The organism is Pseudolactococcus reticulitermitis (assembly GCF_002260845.1).
In the GTDB taxonomy this organism is placed as follows: domain Bacteria; phylum Bacillota; class Bacilli; order Lactobacillales; family Streptococcaceae; genus Pseudolactococcus; species Pseudolactococcus reticulitermitis.
Genome location: NZ_BEDT01000007.1, coordinates 18,708 through 41,347, shown reverse-complemented (window position 1 = coordinate 41,347; position 22,640 = coordinate 18,708). Strand labels below are relative to the sequence as shown.

21 protein-coding genes, 6 tRNA genes and 2 pseudogenes are annotated in these 22,640 nt (G+C 42.2%); 24 read left to right on the top strand and 5 right to left on the bottom strand.

Features of this window, described 5'->3' with window-relative positions; all coding sequences use genetic code 11:
* The first annotated feature begins 46 nt into the window (after positions 1-46).
* The 13 genes from RsY01_RS10385 to RsY01_RS10325 all read left to right on the top strand — a co-directional run bounded on the left by RsY01_RS10385 (position 47) and on the right by RsY01_RS10325 (position 7,011).
* Positions 47-119, top strand: a tRNA-Val gene (locus RsY01_RS10385).
* Between the two features lie 34 nt (positions 120-153).
* Positions 154-234, top strand: a tRNA-Tyr gene (locus RsY01_RS10380).
* A gap of 10 nt (positions 235-244) precedes the next feature.
* Positions 245-315 (top strand) — tRNA-Trp (locus RsY01_RS10375).
* An 11-nt stretch (positions 316-326) separates the two neighbouring features.
* A tRNA-His gene (locus RsY01_RS10370) sits at positions 327-399 on the top strand.
* A 15-nt stretch (positions 400-414) separates the two neighbouring features.
* Positions 415-486: transfer RNA gene (locus tag RsY01_RS10365), tRNA-Gln, on the top strand.
* Positions 487-514: 28 nt separating this feature from the next.
* Positions 515-598: transfer RNA gene (locus tag RsY01_RS10360), tRNA-Leu, on the top strand.
* 153 nt (positions 599-751) lie between these two features.
* Positions 752-1,204: a DUF536 domain-containing protein gene (locus tag RsY01_RS10355; protein WP_094785462.1), complete on the top strand. Its 453-nt coding sequence runs from the start codon at positions 752-754 to the stop codon at positions 1,202-1,204.
* A gap of 219 nt (positions 1,205-1,423) precedes the next feature.
* Complete coding sequence (gene gap / locus RsY01_RS10350; RefSeq protein ID WP_094785461.1) at positions 1,424-2,437, top strand: type I glyceraldehyde-3-phosphate dehydrogenase; 1,014 nt, start codon at positions 1,424-1,426, stop codon at positions 2,435-2,437.
* A 199-nt stretch (positions 2,438-2,636) separates the two neighbouring features.
* Positions 2,637-2,984, top strand: coding sequence for a zinc ribbon domain-containing protein YjdM (locus RsY01_RS10345; RefSeq protein ID WP_094785460.1), 348 nt, complete (start codon positions 2,637-2,639; stop codon positions 2,982-2,984).
* A gap of 65 nt (positions 2,985-3,049) precedes the next feature.
* On the top strand, positions 3,050-3,376 hold the full coding sequence (locus RsY01_RS10340; protein ID WP_094785459.1) for a YlbF family regulator: 327 nt from the start codon (positions 3,050-3,052) through the stop codon (positions 3,374-3,376).
* 152 nt (positions 3,377-3,528) lie between these two features.
* A complete protein-coding gene (locus RsY01_RS10335) occupies positions 3,529-4,116 on the top strand; it encodes a DEAD/DEAH box helicase family protein (RefSeq protein WP_094785458.1) in 588 nt (195 codons plus the stop codon).
* Between the two features lie 12 nt (positions 4,117-4,128).
* Positions 4,129-6,147 carry an ATP-dependent DNA helicase RecG gene (gene recG, locus RsY01_RS10330; protein ID WP_094785457.1) on the top strand — a complete coding sequence of 673 codons (2,019 nt, stop codon included), beginning with the start codon at positions 4,129-4,131 and terminating at the stop codon, positions 6,145-6,147.
* Between the two features lie 36 nt (positions 6,148-6,183).
* Positions 6,184-7,011 carry an SDR family NAD(P)-dependent oxidoreductase gene (locus tag RsY01_RS10325; RefSeq protein ID WP_094785456.1) on the top strand — a complete coding sequence of 276 codons (828 nt, stop codon included), beginning with the start codon at positions 6,184-6,186 and terminating at the stop codon, positions 7,009-7,011.
* Positions 7,012-7,036: 25 nt separating this feature from the next.
* Here RsY01_RS10325 and mnmE read toward each other — a convergent pair whose 3' ends face one another.
* The 4 genes from mnmE to RsY01_RS10305 form a co-directional block, all read right to left on the bottom strand.
* On the bottom strand, positions 7,037-8,404 hold the full coding sequence (gene mnmE / locus RsY01_RS10320) for a tRNA uridine-5-carboxymethylaminomethyl(34) synthesis GTPase MnmE (protein ID WP_094785455.1): 1,368 nt from the start codon (positions 8,402-8,404) through the stop codon (positions 7,037-7,039).
* Between the two features lie 13 nt (positions 8,405-8,417).
* Complete coding sequence (locus RsY01_RS10315; RefSeq protein ID WP_094785454.1) at positions 8,418-8,813, bottom strand: nuclear transport factor 2 family protein; 396 nt, start codon at positions 8,811-8,813, stop codon at positions 8,418-8,420.
* A gap of 87 nt (positions 8,814-8,900) precedes the next feature.
* Entirely contained in the window at positions 8,901-9,758 is an 858-nt protein-coding gene (locus RsY01_RS10310) for a DegV family protein (RefSeq protein ID WP_094785453.1), read from the bottom strand.
* Positions 9,748-10,314, bottom strand: a complete 567-nt coding sequence (locus tag RsY01_RS10305; RefSeq protein ID WP_094785452.1) for a DUF1836 domain-containing protein — start codon at positions 10,312-10,314, stop codon at positions 9,748-9,750. The genes RsY01_RS10310 and RsY01_RS10305 overlap by 11 nt, the downstream gene beginning before the upstream one ends.
* Positions 10,315-10,482: 168 nt before the next feature.
* Between RsY01_RS10305 and rpiA the strand changes: the two genes are divergently transcribed.
* Positions 10,483-11,160: a ribose-5-phosphate isomerase RpiA gene (gene rpiA / locus RsY01_RS10300; RefSeq protein WP_094785451.1), complete on the top strand. Its 678-nt coding sequence runs from the start codon at positions 10,483-10,485 to the stop codon at positions 11,158-11,160.
* Between the two features lie 117 nt (positions 11,161-11,277).
* Positions 11,278-12,009 (top strand): formate/nitrite transporter family protein, encoded by a 732-nt coding sequence (locus RsY01_RS10295; protein ID WP_094785450.1) that lies wholly within the window; start codon positions 11,278-11,280, stop codon positions 12,007-12,009.
* Between the two features lie 41 nt (positions 12,010-12,050).
* Here the strand turns inward: RsY01_RS10295 and RsY01_RS10290 are convergent, their stop codons facing one another.
* Positions 12,051-12,500: an NUDIX hydrolase gene (locus RsY01_RS10290; RefSeq protein ID WP_094785449.1), complete on the bottom strand. Its 450-nt coding sequence runs from the start codon at positions 12,498-12,500 to the stop codon at positions 12,051-12,053.
* 200 nt (positions 12,501-12,700) lie between these two features.
* Between RsY01_RS10290 and mreC the strand changes: the two genes are divergently transcribed.
* The 9 genes and pseudogenes from mreC to ptsP all read left to right on the top strand — a co-directional run bounded on the left by mreC (position 12,701) and on the right by ptsP (position 22,626).
* On the top strand, positions 12,701-13,561 hold the full coding sequence (gene mreC, locus RsY01_RS10285) for a rod shape-determining protein MreC (protein ID WP_094785448.1): 861 nt from the start codon (positions 12,701-12,703) through the stop codon (positions 13,559-13,561).
* Positions 13,562-14,095: a rod shape-determining protein MreD gene (mreD, locus tag RsY01_RS10280; protein ID WP_094785447.1), complete on the top strand. Its 534-nt coding sequence runs from the start codon at positions 13,562-13,564 to the stop codon at positions 14,093-14,095.
* Positions 14,096-14,182: 87 nt separating this feature from the next.
* The gene (gene pcsB / locus RsY01_RS10275; RefSeq protein WP_094785446.1) at positions 14,183-15,343 is read left to right on the top strand and encodes a peptidoglycan hydrolase PcsB; all 1,161 of its coding nucleotides are present in this window, start codon (positions 14,183-14,185) and stop codon (positions 15,341-15,343) included.
* A 123-nt stretch (positions 15,344-15,466) separates the two neighbouring features.
* Positions 15,467-17,858, top strand: a pseudogene (secA, locus tag RsY01_RS10270) (preprotein translocase subunit SecA); the annotation flags it as partial.
* A 113-nt stretch (positions 17,859-17,971) separates the two neighbouring features.
* Positions 17,972-18,058 (top strand): annotated as a pseudogene (locus RsY01_RS11150) (SEC-C metal-binding domain-containing protein); the annotation flags it as partial.
* Between the two features lie 114 nt (positions 18,059-18,172).
* A complete protein-coding gene (locus RsY01_RS10265; protein WP_094785444.1) occupies positions 18,173-19,198 on the top strand; it encodes a 3-deoxy-7-phosphoheptulonate synthase in 1,026 nt (341 codons plus the stop codon).
* 109 nt (positions 19,199-19,307) lie between these two features.
* Entirely contained in the window at positions 19,308-20,336 is a 1,029-nt protein-coding gene (locus tag RsY01_RS10260) for a 3-deoxy-7-phosphoheptulonate synthase (protein WP_094785443.1), read from the top strand.
* Positions 20,337-20,626: 290 nt separating this feature from the next.
* A complete protein-coding gene (locus RsY01_RS10255) occupies positions 20,627-20,896 on the top strand; it encodes a phosphocarrier protein HPr (protein ID WP_003139450.1) in 270 nt (89 codons plus the stop codon).
* Positions 20,897-20,898: 2 nt separating this feature from the next.
* Positions 20,899-22,626, top strand: a complete 1,728-nt coding sequence (ptsP, locus tag RsY01_RS10250) for a phosphoenolpyruvate--protein phosphotransferase (protein ID WP_094785442.1) — start codon at positions 20,899-20,901, stop codon at positions 22,624-22,626.
* The last annotated feature ends 14 nt before the right edge of the window (positions 22,627-22,640 follow it).

The window sequence follows — 22,640 nt, the reverse complement described above, 5'->3', positions numbered from 1 at the left end:
ATCGCAACCGTAGAAACAGGGCAGTTGGGCTGAACTCCTATCCCTTGGGAGTTTAGCTCAGCTGGGAGAGCATCTGCCTTACAAGCAGAGGGTCGGGGGTTCGAACCCCTCAACTCCCATTAGGTCTTTGATCTAATGAAAATTAAATAATTTGGAAGGGTAGCGAAGTGGCTAAACGCGGCGGACTGTAAATCCGCTCCTTCGGGTTCGGGGGTTCGAATCCCTCCCCTTCCATATTACCTTTACGGGCATAGTTTAAAGGTAGAACAAAGGTCTCCAAAACCTTTGGTGTGGGTTCAATTCCTGCTGCCCGTGTTTGAAATATGGCGGTCGTGGTGAAGTGGTTAACACATCAGCTTGTGGCGCTGACACTCGCGGGTTCGATTCCCGTCGACCGCCTTTCATTAGTATTATTGGGGTATAGCCAAGCGGTAAGGCAAGGGACTTTGACTCCCTCATGCGTTGGTTCGAATCCAGCTACCCCAGTTTATTGGAGCTTTCCATAATAGAATTTGCCGGCGTGGCGGAATTGGCAGACGCGCTGGACTCAAAATCCAGTGTCTTCACGGACGTGCCGGTTCGACCCCGGCCGCCGGTATAGCAGATTCGATTAAAACCATTGAAAATTATTTTCAATGGTTTTTTTTTCTTGATTTGCGTTGAGTTATCTCTACTTATAAGAGAGAAGTCAGATTTTATGGGCATTTTTTGTTATAATGAAATAAAGCTAGAAAATCAATGGAGAAATAACATGAAAAATATGACTGTAACGGAATTGTCTGAAGCATTTGGGGTGACGCGTCAGGCGATGAATAACCGTATTAAAAAGCTTGAGGAAGAATTTTTAGCAAAGAATGATCGGGGCGTTACGGTTGTTAATGAAGCAGGGATTAAGCAATTAGAAACCCATTATGGTAAAGTCATTTTAGAAGACGAGAGTACCACAGAAAAGTTGTCAGATAAAAATGCGATTAATATTGATTTTGACAAGATTATTTCACAGTTAATTGAGGATAAAAATACTGAAATTACAAGGTTATCAGAGCAGATTGCAATGAAGGATTTACAGATTGCTGAGAAAGATAAACAGTTGGATCAGCAGCAACAATTGACGGCGAAAGCTTTAACCGAACGTGAACAAACTTTAATTGAGTTAGAACAAGAAAAATCAAAAGGTTTTTTTGCAAAATTGTTCGGAAAGTAATCTAATACAGATGAAATAAATATGTTAAAAGCGCTTGATATGCGCTTTTTTTGAAATCTGTTATAAAACAATTAACCGTTAAAAATAGTGTTTCTTCTTGCATAAATGCGATAAAAAAGGTATGATTGTAATGTAAGTTAAATGTTTAACTTTCAGTTGTTAGAGGTGTTTGACACCTCATAAAAAATTACTGAATTCCATAAGGAGGATTTCTACAAAATGGTAGTTAAAGTTGGTATTAACGGTTTCGGCCGTATTGGTCGTCTTGCACTTCGTCGTATCGAAAATGTTGAGGGTGTTGAAGTTGCACGTATCAATGATTTGACAAACCCTGCTATGCTTGCACACTTGTTGAAATACGATACAACTCAAGGCCGTTTCGACGGAACTGTTGAAGTTGAAGAAAACGGTTTTGACGTAAACGGTAAATTCATCAAAGTTTCTCAAGAATCTGATCCTGCAAACATCGATTGGGCTGCTGATGGTGTAGAAATCGTTCTTGAAGCAACTGGTTTCTTTGCAACTAAAGAAGCTGCTGAAAAACATTTACATGCTAATGGTGCTAAAAAAGTTGTGATCACTGCACCTGGTGGCTCTGATGTTAAAACAGTTGTTTTCAACACTAACCATGACGTACTTGACGGTACTGAAACAGTAATTTCTGCTGGTTCATGTACAACTAACTGTCTTGCACCTATGGCTGATGCTTTGAACAAAAACTTTGGTCTTAAAGTTGGTACAATGACAACTGTTCACGGTTTCACTGGTGACCAAATGACGCTTGATGGTCCTCACCGTGGTGGTGACCTCCGTCGCGCACGTACTGCTTCAGAAAACATCGTGCCTAACTCTACTGGTGCTGCTAAAGCTATCGGTCTTGTTATCCCTGAATTGAACGGTAAACTTAAAGGTCATGCACAACGTGTTCCAGTTCCAACTGGTTCATTGACTGAACTTGTAACTGTTCTTGACAAAAAAGTAACTGCTGAAGAAATCAATGCTGCAATGAAAGCTGCTGCAACTGAATCATTCGGTTACAACACAGATGAAATCGTTTCATCTGATATCGTTGGTATCTCATTCGGTTCATTGTTTGACGCAACTCAAACAGAAGTGACTGAAGCTGCTGACGGTACACAATTGGTTAAAACTGTATCATGGTACGACAACGAAATGTCTTACACTTCACAACTTGTTCGTACACTTGAATACTTTGCATCAATCGCTAAATAATAGCATGGTAATGTGCGAGGCGTTTGGGGCGTAGAAATTAGGAAAGTCTAGGAGAAAGCTTTGGCTTTCGGAGAGATTTTATCTATTTTCTAGCTCTTGCCGAGCAAATTCTAAATGAGACTATTTAGTTATTGGGAAAACGAGGAATGTAAATTCCCCGTTTTTTTGTACCAAGAGAAATATAGATTAAGGAAGAAAAATGACATTACCTAAATGCCCGCATTGTGGCAGTGAATTTACTTATGAATTATCTGATACAACTTTTGGTTGTTCAGAATGTGGCAATGACTTTACACAAGCTGATATTGATAACGCAAGTGACAAGTTTGTTGTTCTAGATTCAGTCGGAACTGAATTAGCAGACGGCGATGATGTGATTATCGTTCAAGATTTGCCAGTTAAAGGGATGCCTAAACCCATTAAAAAAGGGACGAAAGCGAAGAATATCAGAATCAATGAAAATGGTAAAAATGGTCATTTCATCGATGCTAAAATTGACGGTTTTGGGGCGATTGGCTTGAAAGGCTCAGTCGTTAAGAAAGGTTAAAACTTGAAAGCGTGCAGAGATGGCCGCTTTTTTGATATAATGGAGATAAGAAAAAGGAGACTTCAATGAATATTTATGATACCATGAACCAACTCGAACGTGAATTTCGTGCTTTACCTGAATACCAAGCAGTTGTGACAGCACTTGCCGCAGTTAAAGCTGATGAAGCAGCAAGCGCTCTGTATGCGAAATTTATCGACATCCAAACGAAAATGCAAATGGGGCAAATTTTAGAGCCAGAACAACAAAATGAAGCACAGGCGCTTTTTGCTGAACTGCAAGCTAATCCGATTATGTCAGACTTACTGGCTAAGGAACAAGTTTTACAAACGATTACGAGTGATTTACAAGATATCGTCTTTAAACCACTTCAAGAATTATACGGTCAATAAGCGTCGCTCAAGTGAGAAATCGAATTTCTCGCTTTTTTGTTAAAGCCTTTGATCGGACAAAAGTTCGCGAATGATCCCGCTTGGGCCGAGCGTTAGCGTAGGTCAAGTTTCAAGATTTCACGAAGTGAAAACGCAGAAAGGAGAAAGTTATTATGAGTTTAGTTGTCCTAATCGGCGCTCAGGCGGTGGGGAAAATGACGGTTGGTCGTGAACTCGAAAAACAGATAGATGGTAAGTTGTTGTATAATCATCAAACGATTGATTTATTTGCTAATTTTCTAGGCTATACACCGACAACTTTTCAGTTGTCAGATGAACTGCGGAAAAGTTTATTTCAATCTTTTGTTAATAATTTAACAACTAATCCAGTTAACCATTTGATTTTCACGGTTATGATTGATTTTGCGTCAGACGAAGATTTAGCTTTTCTTTCAGAGATTGCAGCTATTTTTCTGAATGCTAGCGAGTCGGTTTATTTTGTCGAATTGGTGGCAGAGATGAGTGAGCGCCGCGTACGAAACACGCATCCAGAACGCTTAGCAGCGAAACCTTCTAAAAGAGATTTGGCTTTTTCGATGCAAGATTTAGAGCAATCGGCGGTCAATTATCAGTTAGAATCTAAAGAAAACCAACTTGCCGAAAGTTTCCCAGAGGTGCAGGTGTTAAAAATTGATAATAGTCACTTATCACCAGAAACAGTAGTTCAGCAAGTTCTACAAGTATTTCCAAGGCTAAAATGATAAAATAGACATATGAAACTAACGGATTCAATACAATTTCTGAAAGGTGTGGGGCCGAAGTCTGCCGAGCGATACCATCAGCTGGGTATTTTTACTGTGCAAGATTTATTGCTTTACTTTCCTTTTCGCTATGATGATTTTTCGTCAAAGTCCATTTTTGAACTGATGGATGGCGAAAAGACAACGATTGTCGGTCGAGTGGTGACGCCAGCTAATGTCAGTTATTATGGCGCGCGCCGTAATCGCCTCACCTTTAAAATCAAGCAGGATGAAGCTGTCATTTCAGTCAGCTTTTTTAATCAGCCTTATTTGCAAGATAAGGTCGAGCTGGATGCTGAGATTGCCATTTATGGCAAATGGGATGCCAAGAAATTGAGTGTGACAGGCATGAAGATTTTAGCGCAGGTTGACAATAGTTTTCAGCCGGTCTATCATGTTATGCAGGGGGTCAAACAATCGGCGCTGGTTAATCTACTGCAGTCTGTTTTTGAAACAGGCGTTGGGGAGTTGATTGCTGAGAATTTACCGACTGAGTTGCTGCAAAAGTATCGTTTGGTTGATCGTAAAACGGCGGTTCATGATATGCACTTTCCGATTGATGAAATCGCGCATCAGCAAGCCTTACGTCGCATGAAGTTTGAGGAATTGTTCTATTTCCAAATGAAATTACAGGCGCTGCGTTACAAAGAGAAGTCGCTGACACAAGGACTGGTTATCACGTACAACGCTGCTCAAATAGCAGACAAAACCGGACAACTGCCCTACCATTTGACAAAGGCGCAAGACCAGTCCTTGCGTGAGATTTTGGCAGATATGGCGAGTCCTTATCATATGAATCGGCTCTTGCAGGGCGATGTGGGGAGCGGAAAGACGGCGGTGGCGAGCCTTGCCATGTATGCAGCGGTGACAGCGGGCTTTCAGGCGGCGATGATGGTGCCGACGGAGATTCTGGCGCACCAGCACTATGAAAGCCTGCAGGCGCTCTTTCCTGAGCTGACGGTGGGATTGCTGACGAGTGGGATGAAGGCTGCGGAACGGCGCGAGGTGCTGACGGGTCTTGAAAATGGTCGCATTCAGATGATTACGGGGACGCATGCGCTGATACAGGAGGCGGTAGGCTACCAGAATCTGGGGCTTGTGATTACGGATGAACAGCATCGTTTCGGGGTCAACCAGCGGAAGGTCTTTCGGGAAAAAGGGCAAAATCCCGATGTCCTGATGATGACGGCAACGCCGATTCCTCGGACGCTTGCGATTACAGCCTTTGGAGATATGGATGTGTCGATTATCGACGAGTTGCCCGCAGGACGAAAGCCGATTACGACGCGCTGGGTCAAGCATGAGCAATTAACGCCACAAATTTTGCCGTGGATTGCAGATGAGGTGGGGAAAGGTGCTCAGGTTTATTTTATTTCGCCCTTGATTGAAGAAAGTGAAGCGCTAGATTTAAAAAATGCGACGGAGCTGTTTGCAGAATTACAGGCGTTTTTTGGCTTGACAGCAAAGGTCGCCCTGCTCCATGGCAAGATGAAAAATGCTGAAAAAGATCAGATTATGACAGATTTTAAGGCAAAGAAATATGATGTTTTAGTCTCGACAACGGTCATCGAAGTTGGGGTCAATGTGCCCAATGCGACGATTATGGTGATGATTGATGCAGACCGCTTTGGTCTATCTCAACTCCACCAGCTACGTGGGCGTGTCGGACGTGGCGAGAAAAAATCTTACACGATTTTGGTCGCCAATCCCAAGTCTGAAACGGGAAAACGTCGGATGCAAATCATGACAGAAACGCAAAATGGTTTTGTCTTGGCAGAAGAAGATTTGAAACTGCGAGGGAGTGGCGAGATTTTTGGGACACGCCAATCAGGTTTGCCTGAATTTTCAGTTGCTGATATTGTCAATGATTATCCTATTTTAGAAGTCGCCAGACAAGAGGCGGTGGCTATCTTTAAAGACGCCCACTGGTCTGAAAAGCCTGATTATCAAGTGATGTTGTCAGATTTGGCTGATGTTGCCGGTTTTGATTAATGGATAAGGCTAATAGCTAAATAGAGGAGAGAAAAGATGACAAAAGTAGTCGCCATTACGGGCGCTAGTAATGGGATGGGATTTGCTGCTGCTGAGCTATTTGCGAAACAGGGGTGGATTGTCTATGGCGGTGCGCGGCGTGTTGAAAAAATACCAACTGCTGAGCATATTCACGCCCTTAAATTAGATGTGACAGACCACGCGGCTAACCAAGCCTTTATTGAAGCAATTTTTCGAAAAGAGAAGCGAATTGATGTCCTGATTAACAATGCGGGCTATGGCGAGTATGGCCCAGTCGAAGATATTCCGCTTGAGCATGCTAGAAGGCAGTTTGAAACGAATTTCTTTGGGGCAGCCGACTTGACGCAGCTCGTGCTACCGATTATGCGCGCGCAGAAATCTGGCCGAATTATTAATATTTCATCGATTGGTGGCGATGTTTACATGCCTTTGGGCGCTTATTACCACGCGACAAAAGCGGCTCTGCAACATTGGAGTGATTCGCTGGACATCGAAATTGCCCCATTTGGCGTGCGCTCGATCGTCGTGCAACCTGGTGGCACGCAGTCTGCTTGGAGCGAGATTGCCTTGGGACATGCTAGAGAAAATTTGAAGCCGGATTCTGTTTATACAACATCAGTAGATAAAGTCTCAGCCTTGCTGATGGCAAATGAAAGCGCAGTTAGCGCCAGTTCTGAAGACTTGGCAAAAGTCTTCTACAAGGCAGCAACTGACAGGCATCCTAAACGACGTTATTTCCATGCTTTGAGTGACCGTGCGATGGTTTGGCTAGCTAGAAGTTGTCCGCGTGTCTTTAAAAAAGTATTTGTGACCGTTTTAAATCATGCTGCGAAAAAGAAATAAATAAAAACGCCGTCGTTGGCATTTTTTATTTTCCTAAACAGAACTGGCTAAAGAGTTGTGTGATTAATTCATCAGGGGCAGCATCCCCAGTAATTTCCCCAAGGATTTCCCAAGTCCGTGTCATATCGACTTGCACCAAATCAACAGGCATGCCTGCATCAAGGCCATCATTGACCGCAGTCAAAGCCTCAAGCGCTTGTTCAATTAAAGCAATGTGACGAGAATTTGATAAGTAAGTTGCATCTTGCTCAACAATGCCTGCATTTTCAAAGAAAAGCGCGTTAATCTTAGCTTCGATTTTGTCAATGTTAGTGTCTTGAAGAACGGAAATTTTGATGACATCGTTAGGCAGGTCTGCTGTGTCAATGTTTTCAGGTAAATCTGTTTTATTAAGCAAGACAATGCGGTTACTGTCCTCGCTAAGCGCTAATAACTGACGGTCTTGCTCAGTCAATGGTTCGTTGGCATTTAAGACGAGCAAGACAAGGTCAGCTTCTTCTAGTGCCTTGTGTGAGCGTTCAACGCCAATACGTTCGACCACGTCATCGGTATCGCGAATACCAGCCGTATCGACAAGTTTCAAAGGGACACCGTTGATATTGACATATTCTTCAATGACATCTCGTGTGGTGCCGGCAATGTCTGTGACGATGGCCTTTTCTTCACGCAAGAGATGGTTGAGTAAGCTCGATTTGCCAACGTTTGGTCGACCGATGATAGCCGTTGACAGACCTTCACGGAGAATTTTACCGCGTTTAGCTGTTTTCAGTAAGTTTTCAAGTAAGGTTTGAAAGGCTGCCGTTTTTTCTCGCAATAGTCTGGTCGTCATTTCTTCGACATCATCATATTCTGGATAGTCGATATTGACTTCAACTTGGGCTAGTGTTTCGAGAATTTCTTGCCGCGTTTTGTTGATGAGGTTTGACAGGCTACCGTCGAGCTGTTTAACAGCGATAGTCATGGCTTGGTCTGTTTTAGCACGGATAATATCCATGACAGCCTCAGCTTGTGACAAGTCCATGCGACCATTTAAAAAAGCACGCTTGGTAAATTCCCCCGGTTCTGCCATTCTAGCACCATTGCGGAGCAAAAGTTGGAGAATTTCGTTCATGACAGCAATGCCGCCGTGGGTGTTAATCTCGACAACGTCTTCGCGGGTGAAAGTTTTGGGCGCTTTCATGACGCCGACCATGACTTCGTCGAGGATGCGCGTGTTTTCAGTGATATGCCCGTAGTTGAGTGTATGGCTGTCACAGTTGGCCAGAGATTTGCCTGTAAAAACTTTGTCTGCAATGACAATGGCGTCGCTACCTGAGAGACGGACGATGCCGATAGCGCCCTCGCCAAGTGGTGTTGAGATGGCTGCGATTGTATCAAATTCTTTTGTAATCATCTTGTTCCTGTTTCTAGTTTGCTGTCAAATAAGGTCTGGTTTTATCAAAAGTCATCTCGTATTCTTTTAATTCGACAATTTTTCCTGTTTCTGAAAAAGTGACTTGTGAGATGCCTTCAAAAATACTTGCTTTGCCTTGATAAATATAGTGAAAACGCCAGTTGAAAAAGGCGGTGTTTTTAGCGCTATCTTCAAATTTAGCGAGAACGTCCCATTTCACCACCTGATTTTCAGCAGGCGCTGTCCAATGCTGAAACCATTTTTGTGCTTCGTTTTTGCCGACATAAGTCGCACCGTAGCATTCCGTAATGCCGACATCATCGGTTAGGCAAGCTAAAAACTGGGGCAAGTTTTGATTTTCCCAGCTCTGTGTGTATTGCGCAAATAGTGCATAGTGTTGGCTAGTCATAGTCTTATTTTAACGCAAAATCAGGAAAACAGCAATTGTGTTGTGTTGGGGCTGGAAAGCAAATAAAAAAGCCCGCGGGCTTTTTTATTAATCCAAAATATGCGCGCCAATCCCAATCAACCCCGGTCCGGTATGCACAACAAGGGCGGGAGAAATTTGACCATACAAAACGTCAATGGCTTGAGGAATCGCTGCTTTTAAGGCATCAACCAAAATCAAGGCTTCTTTGGCCGCATTGCCGTGGGCAACAAACAAGCGAACTTTTTGATGATTGCCAACAAAGTCTTTGACTAACTTGACTGATTTTTCAAGGCTTTTTTTGCGACCGCGTGATTTGGCAACGGTGTAGTAAATGCCATCGTCATTACAAGAAATAATTGGGTTGAGATTAAGCATATTGCCGACAATGGAGCTGACAAGCCCAATACGCCCCCCTTTTTGGAGGTACTCAAGCGTTGCAACGCTGAAGAAAATTTTACTATTTTTAACACCATTGGCGAGGATTTTCGTAATCGCGTCAAAACTTGAACCTGAGTCAATCAATTCAGCAGCACGAATGGCATGGGCGCCTGCACCAATCCCAATATTTTTGGTATCGAACATAAAGGTGTCAAGCATCGGGAAATTTTCTGCGACTAATCTGATTGAGTTAAAAGTCCCAGACAAGCCACTGGAAATGGTAATCGCTAAAACTTTTTCGTAACCATCGGCGACGATTTGTTCAAAGACGGTTTGGATATAAGCACCTTCTGGTAAAGAAGTTTTAGGGATTTCGGTTGGGAGGCGATCGTAGATTTCTTCCGCGGTAATATCTAGTTTGTCGGTGTATTCAGCATCTTGATAGATGATTTTGAGCGGAATGACATAGAGATTATCTGCTTGTGCGAGTGTTTCAGGCACGTCACACCCAGAGTCAACAAGAATTGCGATTTTTTCAGACGACATTTGAAATCTCCTTATTTTCCATAATGCTTAAACCTTCAGCAAGTTCAATATTTTTTTGGGCGAGTAATTTTGCGGCAAGTGAGGCAGTGGCTGCAGTGACGATGAAATATTCTGGTGAAATTTGTTTTGAAAATAAGCCAGAAGTTTCGACGCCTTGCACCTGTTTGCCAACAACATTTAAAGCTTCTTCTAGCGCGTGACAAAAGATGTTATAAGCCTCATGCGTCCCACTCACGCGGCCTTGGTAGACGATGCCTGTTTTGATTTCAGGAATGGTCAGGACTTGCTTGAGCAAGGTAATAGCGATGAGGAAAGCCAGATGGACACGGGAATATTTTTTCTTGACAGGCGCAGGGATGAGTTCCAACTTGACATAGTTATTGACCATGGATTTGGTAAGTAAGGCCTGCTCTTGTTTAGGCAAGACGGGGGCGATATATTTACCGACCAAGCTGATGACTTGATCCATATACAGCTCGATATCGGGTAAGTCATCCCAACGGGGTAGGGTAGCAGACTCGATTTCTTTTCCCCAGTCGATTAATGATTCAGACATATGATATATTCTTTCTAACGTTTATTTCGACAACATCTAGTTTTAGATACTAGATATAGTTTACTACAAAATGATAAAAAAGTAAATGCTAGGAATTAATGGCGTAGATTAACATAAAACTGTGAAAAAAGAGAGAAAACGCTTGCTATTCTGTGGTATAATGACTGTATGAATAATCTAAAAAAACTGGTTGGTATTGAGGCGGCGAAATTTGTTAAGGACGGCATGGTTGTTGGTCTAGGCACAGGTTCGACAGCAGCGTTTTTTGTGGCGGAACTGGGGCGCCGAGTTGCAGAAGAAAATCTTCAGATTGTTGGTGTGACGACATCGAGTGTCACGCAAGCCCAAGCGCGTGAACTAGGTATTCCACTGAAAGATATTGATGAAGTGGCTGCGATTGACCTGACGGTTGATGGGGCAGACGAAGTGGATTTGGATTTAAATGGTATCAAAGGTGGCGGCGCAGCCCTGCTGATGGAAAAAATCGTCGCAACTTATAGCAAGGACTATATTTGGATTGCGGACGACTCAAAAATGGTCGAGCATTTAGGGGCTTTTCCGTTACCAGTCGAAGTCGTCAAATTTGGTTGCGAGCAATTATTCCGCTTATTTGACAAATTAGGGTTTAATCCGAGTTTCCGTCTGAATGATGCGGGCGAACGCTTAGTAACAGATATGGGCAATCATATCATTGATTTATATTTAGAGAAAATAGAAGAGCCGGCTCGCCTTGCTAAATTGCTCGATGAAACGGTCGGTGTGGTCGAACATGGTCTGTTCAATGATATGGTTAAAACGGTCATTGTCGGTCGTTCAGACAACGGTGTGAAAATTATCACAAAATAGCTTGAAATCGTTTCCAAATTAAGGTAAAATTGAGCTTAACGGTTGTAAAAAACTCACAAATAAGTTGAGAGCAACGCTAATAATAACGCTAATTTAGAAAAAGGTTAAGTTTAATTGATGTACACTCCAGAAGAAATCCTTGAGCAAACAGCAGCGACTGCGGTTGTCAAGGTCAATAAGCCACTCCTCACCAAACTCATTTTAGGGTTTATCGGGGGTGCCATGATTTCCCTAGGTTATCTGGCCTACTTGCGTGTTGGTGGTGGTTTTGTCGGTGCAGCAGTTTTCCCAGTTGGGCTGATTGTTATCCTGCTTGCCGGTGGAGAATTGATTACAGGGAACATGATGGCTGTCGCAACTGGCTATTTCAAAAAACGGGTGACCTTATCTGAATTGCTGGCGAACTGGGTCGTCATCACTTTGGCTAATGTTGTGGGTGCGATTTTTGTCGCCTATGCTTTTGGTGTCCTAGCGGGTACCTTGACGACTGGTGATGCGCTAAAAGAAGCGCTCCATGTTGCTGAAGGTAAGCTAAATGCTGACTTTCTAACCGCCTTTTTTTCAGGCATTGGCTGTAACTGGTTCGTTGGTCTAGCCGTTTGGCTGAGTTACGGTGCAAAGGATTTCTCGGGTAAGATTCTCGCCATCTGGTTCCCAGTGATGACTTTTGTCGTCATCGGTTTCCAGCATAGCGTCGCCAATAGCTTTTTAATCCCTTTTACGATTTTTGTCGGTCAGGCCACATGGTGGGATTTCCTGAACAACTTTATCCCCGTTTATCTGGGCAATGTCGTAGGTGGCGCGGTATTGATCGCTTTATGTTATAGTTTAGCGTATCGAAAACACTGAAATTGAAACAAAAAATAAAACCTGTCGTCGGACAGGCTTTTTTATAAGGTCTTCAGATAGTCTTGCCAAGCGGTAACGCCCCACTTATGACTACCGCGTTTTAATTTTTTGATGGCTGTCTCAACTGGGAACCAGTCAATGTGATTGCAGTCTTCTAAAGGCGCACCTAGCACCTCATAGCCAACCGTTTCATAAATATAGGCTGGGTTATAATAGTAGGTATCGCGATGAGAGGAATAGAAATACTCGTCTGCCTGCCCAAGGAATTTGCCAAGTTTAGCTTTTGCCCCTAATTCCTCATGCAATTCACGAATGAGTGCTTTTTTATGATCTTCACCTGATTCAATTTCGCCACCCGGTAGGAAATAAGCACCGTTGGGTGCTTGAACGAGACAAATTTCGGTGTTGTCCTTGCGCGCCACGATGCCATAGACACCGTAACGTGCTTGATAGTCTTTGCAGTCCATTTTTTTGCCAAAAGTTGGAATCATATTTTTCTCCGTTAATTTTCTTAAGTCTATTCTATCAAATTTCGATAAAATTTGATAAAATAAAACAGTAGAAAATAAAAGATATACTCATTTAAGTAAAGAAAATGTTTGCTTTATTTGCTTAATTGCGTATACTCAGCAAAGCGCAACTTTCAAATGATAAGTTTTGCGTTTAACCAGACTTGGAGATAGTGACACCCTTGAAAAAAATAAATATTAGTAAAATCATTATTATCGCCCTCATCATGATGATAACGGCTTGTATTTCGATTATCATTTCGACACGCCATTTTAAGGATAATCAAAAGCCGTCAGAAATGACAATGGTGGTCAATGATACGGTCGGCGGTTTAGATGGGATTATTGCGGCACCTTTTAATTTTTTTGAAAATAAGGCAGCAGAAGTTAGCAACTTGCTATCAACTTATCAACAAAATGCCAAATTAAGTAAAAAAGTAACGACTTTGACAGATAATGCAGCAGAACTAGATAGCTTAAAAGCTGAAAATAAAGCCTTAAAAGCAGCGCTTGATTTGCAAAATACCTTGACAAGCTATGAGAAGGTTGCATCAAATGTTGTTGTCCGCAATCCCAATGCTTGGGGGGATACGATGACCATTGACAAAGGTTCAGCTGATGGGCTTAAAGACGATATGATTATCATGAGTAATGGTGGTGTTGTTGGCCGGATTACGCAGGTCAATACGACGACGTCTAAAGTTGCTTTATTGACATCAGATAAAGTATTGGAAAATAAAATTCCAGTTAGACTGGGTTCGGCAGAAACCCCAGTTTATGGCTTGATTACAGGTTATGATGCGCAGCAAAATGCCTTTATCATCACACAGATTTCTGCAGATAGTCAGTTCGCCAAGGGGGATCAGGTTGTGACGTCTGGCCTTGGCGGGAATTCACCCGCTGATTTGTTGGTGGGTAGCATTATCGGTGAGAAAAAAAATCAAAAAGGGATGGATCGGGAAGTCTATGTCAAGCCCGCCAGTCAATTTGATAATATCCGCTTTGTTTTTGCCATCAAGCGTAGTTTAAGTGAGGCGAAGTAAATGAGTCGGTTCTCTTTTCAGTTTTTTACGCCTATTATCTTACTATTTGTGATGTTGCTGGATGGTCAGTTGACGCGTTTGCTGAGTACGAATGTGACGACCGTGACGTCTTGTCTCCTGCTGATTTTTTTGACTTATAGTATTTTGCAGCATAGCTATCATTATGTGGTTATCGTTGCATTTGTCATTGGGTTGCTCTATGATAGCTACTATATTGGTATTTATGGCATCGCAAGCTTATTATTTCCGCTGATTGCACTTTTTTTGTATAATATTAGACAAACAGTTTTTGCCAATCGCTTGACGCGAATTTTTACTGTGATTATTATCGTGACAGCTTTTGAATTTTTATCAGGTGTCATGATTTTAGGCTTTCAAATTTCAAACTTTAATTTTGTAGATTATATTATCTATGAAATGGCACCTAGTTTGTGTCTCAATATCTTCTTTGCGATTGTGCTACAATCTCCCCTGGAAAAATTTTATGGGATAACAAAAGCAAAGAAAGCGTTACAAATGAAAACTAAACTGTAATATGATTGTAACATTAAACGTGCTTTGAAAGCGTATAATTAAAATTGAACCGAAAATGCATTGTCTTTGGAGGAAAAAGAAAACGATATGAAGAAAAAAATGATATCAGCGCTTTTATTATCGACAGTTGTTTTAACATCTGCCTCTACAGTAGCTGTTGCTGTGGCCGATGAAACGGACGACAAAATTGCGAGTCAGGATGCCAAGATTGCTTCGACGAAAACCGCTGAAGCAACGGCTCAAAAAGAAGTTTCTAGTATTCAAACACAAGTGGATAGCTTGAGCTCAAAACAAAGTACCCTTGAAAAAGAAACTGCTACTTTGTTGAAGGAGACTGAAAAACTAGGAGTTAAAATTGGCGAATTAAATAAAGAAATTAAAGAACGTAATGAAGCGCTTAAAGCGCAAGCACGTTCAGCACAAACAGATGGCACAGCGACCTCTTATGTGGATGCTGTGATTAATTCTAAGTCTTTGTCTGATGTCGTGACACGCGTCTCAGCGATGAGAACGGTTGTCAAGGCCAATAACGACATGATGAAACAGCAAGAAGCTGCTAAAACAGAGCTAGATAAGACGATGAAGTCAAATCAGGCCAAAGCAGATGAAACCTACAAGTTGCGGAATCAAATTGCGGATCAGTCTAAGGCGCTTGAAACACAACAAGCACAGCTGAAAGTTGCGCAATTAAACTTAGCCGCAGAACGTGCAACAGCTGAAGGGGACAAAGCGTCACTTCTTGAGCAGAAAGCAGCAGCGCAAGCTGCTGCAGATGAAGCTGCAGCACGTGAAAAAGCCTACAATGATCAAGTCGCGCAAGATAACGCTAAAGCAACCGAACAGGCTGACAATGGTGTTACTCCTGCTCCTAACCCTGATGGCAACGGTGGTGGAAATGTACCGATTCCAACTCCTCCAAAACCTACACCACCGCCTGGTAATAATACTTACCCAGTAGGGGAATGTACTTGGGGAGCGAAACAACTTGCACCTTGGGCAGGCAATAACTGGGGTAATGGTGGTCAATGGGCAGCATCAGCTGCTGCTGCTGGCTTCCGTACGGGTTCTACGCCGCAGGTTGGGGCAATTGCTGTCTGGCAAGGTGGCTATGGTCACGTTGCAGTTGTTATAGAAGTTAATGGTGCTCAAATTCAAGTGATGGAATCAAATTACCTTGGCAATAGATATGTTGATAATTTCCGTGGCTGGTTTAGTCCAGGTGCTGTGACTTACATTTATCCAAATTGATATTTGAAATTCAAAATCGCCTTGAGGGGCGATTTTTTGTAATTGAAATTTAAGGTATAAAATGGTAGAATTGGTAAGAGTACATTGTTTTAAGACAATGACTAAGACCCTTTAGGAGATGAAATGACTAACATTATTCAAAAAATAATTGAAAATGATAAAAAACAATTAAAAAAATTACATAAAATGGCTGAAAAAGTTGAAAGCTACGAGGCGGCTTATGCAGCCATGTCTGATGTTGAACTTCAAGCCAAAACACCTGAATTTAAACAACGTTATCAAAATGGTGAAACGTTAGATGACTTGCTTTATGAGGCATTTGCGGTTGCCCGTGAAGGCGCGAAACGGATTCTAGGTCTTTTTCCATATCATGTCCAAATTATGGGTGGGATTGTCTTGCATAATGGGGATGTCCCTGAAATGCGGACTGGTGAGGGTAAAACCTTAACAGCAACCATGCCAGTTTATTTGAACGCTTTAGCTGGTGAGGGTGTCCATGTTGTCACGGTCAATGAATATCTGTCAGCGCGTGATGCGACTGAAATGGGAGAACTTTATAACTGGCTTGGCTTAACTGTTGGGATTAACTCGGCGACAAAATCAGCGATTGAAAAACGTGAAGCCTATACTTGCGATATTACTTATTCGACCAACTCTGAGTTAGGTTTTGACTATTTGCGTGATAACATGGTGACGACATTCGAAGAAATGTCGCAACGTCCGTTGAGCTTTGCGTTGGTCGATGAAGTGGACTCGATTTTGATTGATGAAGCGCGGACACCACTGATTATTTCAGGTCAGGCAGAAAGTTCAAGCGCCCTTTACTATCGTGCCGATCAATTCGTCAAATCTTTGACTGGGCGAGAAGACTATGAAGAAGGCGATGATTATAAAATCGATGTCCAATCAAAAACAATTAGTTTGACAGAGGAAGGGATTGATAAAGCAGAGAAATTCTTTGCCATTGATAATCTCTATGATCTTGAAAATGCTGCCTTGACGCACTTTGTCGATAATTCTTTGCGTGCCAACTATATCATGTCGCTTGATTTTGATTACATGGTCGATGAAAATCAAGAAGTTTTAATTGTCGATCAATTTACAGGTCGTGCCATGGAGGGTCGTCGTTTCTCTGATGGTCTCCATCAAGCGATTGAAGCCAAAGAAGGCGTGCCAATCCAAGATGAATCTAAGACCATGGCGTCGATTACGTATCAAAACTATTTCCGGATGTATAAAAAATTGGCAGGGATGTCAGGAACTGCGAAAACAGAAGCGGAAGAATTCCGTGAAATTTATAATATGCAAATCATCCCGATTCCGACCAATATGCCAGTCATTCGTGAGGATCATTCAGATTTGCTTTATCCAACGATTGAATCAAAATTTGCGGCTGTTGTGCGTGATGTCAAAGATCGTCATGACAAAGGGCAACCAATTTTGATCGGGACAGTTGGGGTGGAAACATCGGAGATCATTTCTCAAAAGCTGGTTCAATCTGGTATTCCCCACGAAGTTTTGAATGCTAAGAATCACTTCAAGGAAGCTCAAATTATTATGAATGCCGGTCAAAAGGGTGCAGTAACCATTGCGACCAATATGGCGGGACGTGGTACCGATATTAAGTTAGGTGCTGGTGTTGTCGATCATCCAGAAGCAGAATATCGTGGTTTGGCTGTCATCGGGACGGAACGTCACGAATCTCGTCGGATTGATAATCAGTTGCGTGGGCGTTCTGGTCGTCAAGGCGACCCAGGTGTGTCACAATTTTATCTGTCTCTTGAAGATGATTTGATGCGTCGTTTTGGTAGCGAACGTGTGGCTGCCGTGCTTGAGCGCTTTAAAATTGAGGGTGAAGATGCGGTGATTAAATCGCGCATGATTACCAATCAGATTGAAGCGTCGCAAAAACGCGTTGAGGGGAATAACTACGATTCTCGGAAACAAGTTTTGCAATACGATGATGTCATTCGCGAACAACGTGAAGTAATTTATCACCAGCGTTATGAAGTGATTACGGCCAAAGAAGATTTGACACCAGAACTTTTTGGTATGTTTGAACGGACGATTGAACGCATCATTGCGGGACAAGCGCCTTTAGGTAAGCTAGATGAAACAGGGACACAAGACTTAATCGTCCAAGTAGAAAGTAGTTTCTTGCCAGATGAGTCAATCACAGCAACTGATCTTGATGGCTTGAGTTTATCTGCCGTTAAAGAGTTGATTATTGATAAAATCAAGGCAATCTATGCTGATCAAATGACCAAGTTAGCTGATCCTGAGCGTCAACTAAGTTTCCAACAAGCGGTTATCCTCAGGACAGTTGATACGAACTGGTCAGATCACATTGACCAATTAGACCAAATGCGTCAAAGTGTTGGCTTGCGTGGTTATGCGCAAAATAATCCACTCGTTGAATATCAACAAGAAGCCTTTAATATGTTTAATAACATGGTTGGTGCCATCGAGTTTGAAGTGACGCGTTTGATGATGAAAGCACAAATTCATCCGCAAACAACGATTCAACAAGATAATGGACCAAAAGTCGTGACAACGGCTTCGCTAGAAAATCTGACAGATGTTAGCTCAGCAGAAACAGCGACAAACGCTGAAACATCAGGGATCGACTTTTCAAATGTGAAACGTAACGATCCATGTCCATGTGGTTCAGGCAAGAAATTTAAAAATTGTCATGGCCGCGCGAAAATCGCTTAATGACATGACAAGCTAGTTGCAAGTTTTTTGAAAGTACCTTGGTGTTTTCGAAACGATTCCTTGAGAGTAGGCAGTCTAAGACGGATTACTCAGCTAAAGATTGAAAGTAAATAAATGACATTTAAAGAAATTTCTAAAAAGCTAGAGATAGCAGAAATCAAAGAATTAGGCAAACTTTCAGAGGCAACTAAAGCTTTGAAAGAAGCCCGTGATCGTGAGTTGGAAGCCATTATCAAAGGTGAAGATGAGCGTGTTTTGTTAGTGATTGGCCCTTGCTCGTCTGATAATGAAGCAGCGGCACTTGAATACGCCCGTCGTTTGGCTAAATTGCAAGAAACGGTCAAAGATAAAATCTTCATGGTCATGCGTGTTTATACGGCAAAACCACGGACCAATGGCGATGGCTATAAAGGCTTGATTCATCAGCCAGATGCAACAGCACAACCTAATCTTTTAAATGGGATTAAGGCTGTGCGTGAATTGCATTATAAAGTCATTACTGAGACTGGTTTAACGACAGCCGATGAAATGCTTTATCCAGAAAACCTGAGAATTGTTGATGATTTGGTCAGCTATATCGCAGTTGGGGCGCGTTCTGTTGAAAATCAACAGCACCGTTTTGTCGCCTCTGGGATTGACGTACCAGTTGGTTTGAAAAATCCAACATCGGGAAATCTGAATATCATGTTTAATGGGATTTATGCTGCACAGGCACCACAAAACTTCCTCTTTAATCGAGCGGAAGTTGAAACTGAGGGCAATCCTTTGGCGCATGCGATTTTACGTGGTGCCTTGAATGAATATGGGAAAAATATTCCTAACTTCTACACAGATGATTTGTTAGATGCGATTGCGACCTATGAAAAAATGGGTCTGGAAAATCCATTTATCATGATTGATACCAACCATGATAATTCAGGTAAACGGTATTTGGAACAAATTCGAATTGTCCGCCAAACTTTGATTAATCGGCAATGGAATCCACTGATTAAAAAATATGTCCGTGGTTTCATGATTGAGTCTTATCTGGAAGATGGTCGTCAGGACGAACCAATCGTTTTCGGAAAATCAATTACTGACCCATGCCTTGGCTGGGATAAAACAGAAAACTTAATTAACGAGATTTATGAACAACTTTAAAGCAATTAACACTTAAAATGGTGTTAATTAAGGCAGAGACTGGAGCTTGCTTCAGTTTTTCTTTAAATGACTTTGTCAGAATTTTTTATTAACCAGAGGGAGATTAAAAATGGGAATTCATCAAAAGGGTGCGACGATTGATATCGCATCAGTTAAATCACACGCCAAACTAGAGGGCGATATTTTGACCAAAAAACAAGCGCGTGATGCGGAATTAGAGCGCATTATCAAAGGCGAAGATGATCGGATCTTGCTTGTCATTGGTCCCTGTTCATCTGACAATGAAGCGGCAGTCTTGGAATATGCGCATCGCTTGGCAAAATTGCAAGAAAAAGTTAAGGACAAGGTCTTCATGGTCATGCGTGTTTATACCGCGAAGCCACGGACCAATGGTGATGGCTATAAGGGGTTGATGCATCAGCCAGATACGTCAAAATTACCTGATCTCATCAATGGCATTCAGGCTGTTCGTGAGTTACATTATAAAGTCATCACGCAGACTGGTCTGACGACTGCTGACGAGATGCTCTACCCGTCTAATCTGCGGATGGTTGACGATTTGGTCAGCTACCATGCGATTGGGGCGCGGTCAGTTGAGGATCAAGAGCACCGTTTTGTCGCCTCAGGTATTGATGCGCCAACGGGCATGAAAAATCCAACATCTGGTAACTTGAGTGTGATGTTCAATGCCATCCATGCGGCACAAAATAAGCAAAATTTCTTGTTTGGCAATGCGGAAGTTGATACAGATGGTAATCCTCTAGCTCATGTGATTTTACGTGGTGCGACCAATGAACACGGCGAAAACGAACCCAATTACTATTACGATAATTTGCTTAAAGCCATCGCTACCTATGATAAATTGGGGCTTAAAAATCCTTTTATCATGGTTGATACAAACCATGATAATTCGGGGAAACAGTTCTTGGAGCAAATTCGTATCGTGCGTCAAACCTTGATTAATCGTGATTGGAATGAACAAATCAAGCGGACAGTACGTGGGTTTATGATTGAATCTTACCTAGAAGATGGTCGCCAAAATGCGCCAGAAGTCTTTGGACAATCCATCACAGATCCCTGTCTCGGTTGGGATAAAACAGAAGCGTTAGTGACTGAAATCTATGAGACTTTGAATTAATTTATCATAATAATTGAGGTGAAAGCCTCTTTTTTAATGAAAAGTTTTTGTTCTATAACAGATTTCGTGTATCATATCTAAGAGATAAGAAGTGTAAGATTTTTTCATAAATAGAGTAAATAAAACTGGTAATAGTAGCGTTGTCATCATCAACTGGTATAGCACACGTGATAAAAAATTGTTGCATTTTTATTGCAAACCTTTTCATTTTGTGATAAACTATTCTTGTGATGGCTTTAAAACATAAATAAAGTCAAAAAAATATCGAAAAAACTAAGGAGAATGCAATCATGGCATCTAAAGATTTTCACATCGTAGCTGAAACAGGTATCCACGCACGTCCTGCAACTTTGCTTGTTCAAGCAGCTTCAAAATTCACTTCTGACATCAACCTTGAATATAAAGGTAAATCAGTAAACCTTAAATCAATCATGGGCGTTATGTCACTTGGTGTTGGTCAAGGTGCTGACGTTACAATTTCTGCTGAAGGTGCTGACGCTGACGACGCAATCGCTGCGATCACTGAAACAATGACAAAAGAAGGATTGGCTGGAGAATAATCATGGCAGAAAAGCTTACAGGTATTGCCGCGTCTAGCGGTGTTGCAGTTGCCAAAGCTTATCTACTTGTTCAACCGGATTTGTCATTTGAGACAGTTACTGTCGAAAATACTGACAACGAAGAAGCTCGCTTGGATGCTGCTCTTGAAGCAAGCACAGGCGAGCTTAACGTTATCCGTGAGAAAGCTGTAGAAAGCCTAGGAAACGAAGCGGCAGCAGTCTTTGACGCACATTTGATGGTGCTTGCTGACCCAGAAATGATCGGCCAAATTAAAGAAACGATTCGCGCTAAGAAAACAAACGCAGAAACAGCACTTAAAGAAGTGACAGATATGTTTATTGCGATTTTCGAAGGTATGGAAGACAATCCATACATGCAAGAACGTGCTGCTGACATCAAGGACGTTACAAAACGTGTGCTTGCAAATCTGCTTGGTAAGAAATTGCCAAGTCCTGCAACAATCGATCAAGAAGTGATTGTCGTTGCACATGATTTGACGCCGTCTGATACAGCGCAACTTGACAAAAAATTCGTTAAAGCCTTTATTACAAATATCGGCGGCCGAACAAGTCACTCAGCTATTATGGCACGGACGCTTGAAATTCCTGCCGTTCTTGGGACAAACAATATCACAACACTGGTGACAGACGGTCAACTTTTGGCTGTTAATGGGATCACAGGTGACGTCATCATTGACCCAACAGAAACTGAGCAAGCTGAGTTTATCGCTGCTGGTAAAGCTTACGCTGATCAAAAAGCAGAATGGGCTTTGCTTAAAGATGCTGACACAATCACTGCAGATGGTAAACACTTTGAGTTGGCTGCTAACATCGGCACACCTAAAGATGTTGTCGGCGTGAATGACAATGGTGGGGAAGCAGTTGGTTTATACCGGACTGAGTTCCTTTACATGGATTCACAAGACTTCCCAACTGAAGATGAACAATATGAAGCCTATAAAGCAGTGCTTGAAGGCATGAATGGTAAACCAGTCGTTGTCCGTACCATGGACATCGGTGGAGATAAGGAATTGCCTTATTTCGATCTTCCGAAAGAAATGAATCCCTTCCTTGGTTACCGTGCGCTGCGTATCAGTTTATCTGAAGGTGGCGATACCATGTTCCGGACACAATTACGTGCTTTGCTTCGGTCATCTGTTCATGGTAAACTTCGTATCATGTTCCCAATGGTGGCACTTGTGACCGAATTCCGTGCAGCTAAAAAAGTGTTTGATGAAGAAAAAGCAAACTTGCTCGCTGAAGGCGTAGCTGTTGCTGACGACATCCAAGTGGGTATCATGATCGAAATCCCAGCAGCAGCAATGCTTGCTGACCAATTTGCTAAAGAAGTCGACTTCTTTTCAATCGGTACAAACGACCTCATCCAATACACGATGGCGGCTGACCGGATGAATGAACAAGTTTCTTACCTTTACCAACCTTACAATCCATCAATCTTGCGCTTAATCAACAACGTGATCAAAGCAGCGCATGCGGAAGGTAAATGGGCTGGTATGTGTGGCGAAATGGCCGGTGACCAAACTGCTGTCCCACTTTTAGTGGGTATGGGACTTGATGAATTCTCAATGTCTGCAACATCAATCCTACAAACACGTAGCTTGATGAAACGTCTTGACACTGCGAAAATGCAAGAATTGGCAAACAAGGCTTTGACTGAATGTGCGACAATGGAAGAAGTTGTTGCCTTGGTTGAAGATTATACAAAATAAGCCATCAATAATCA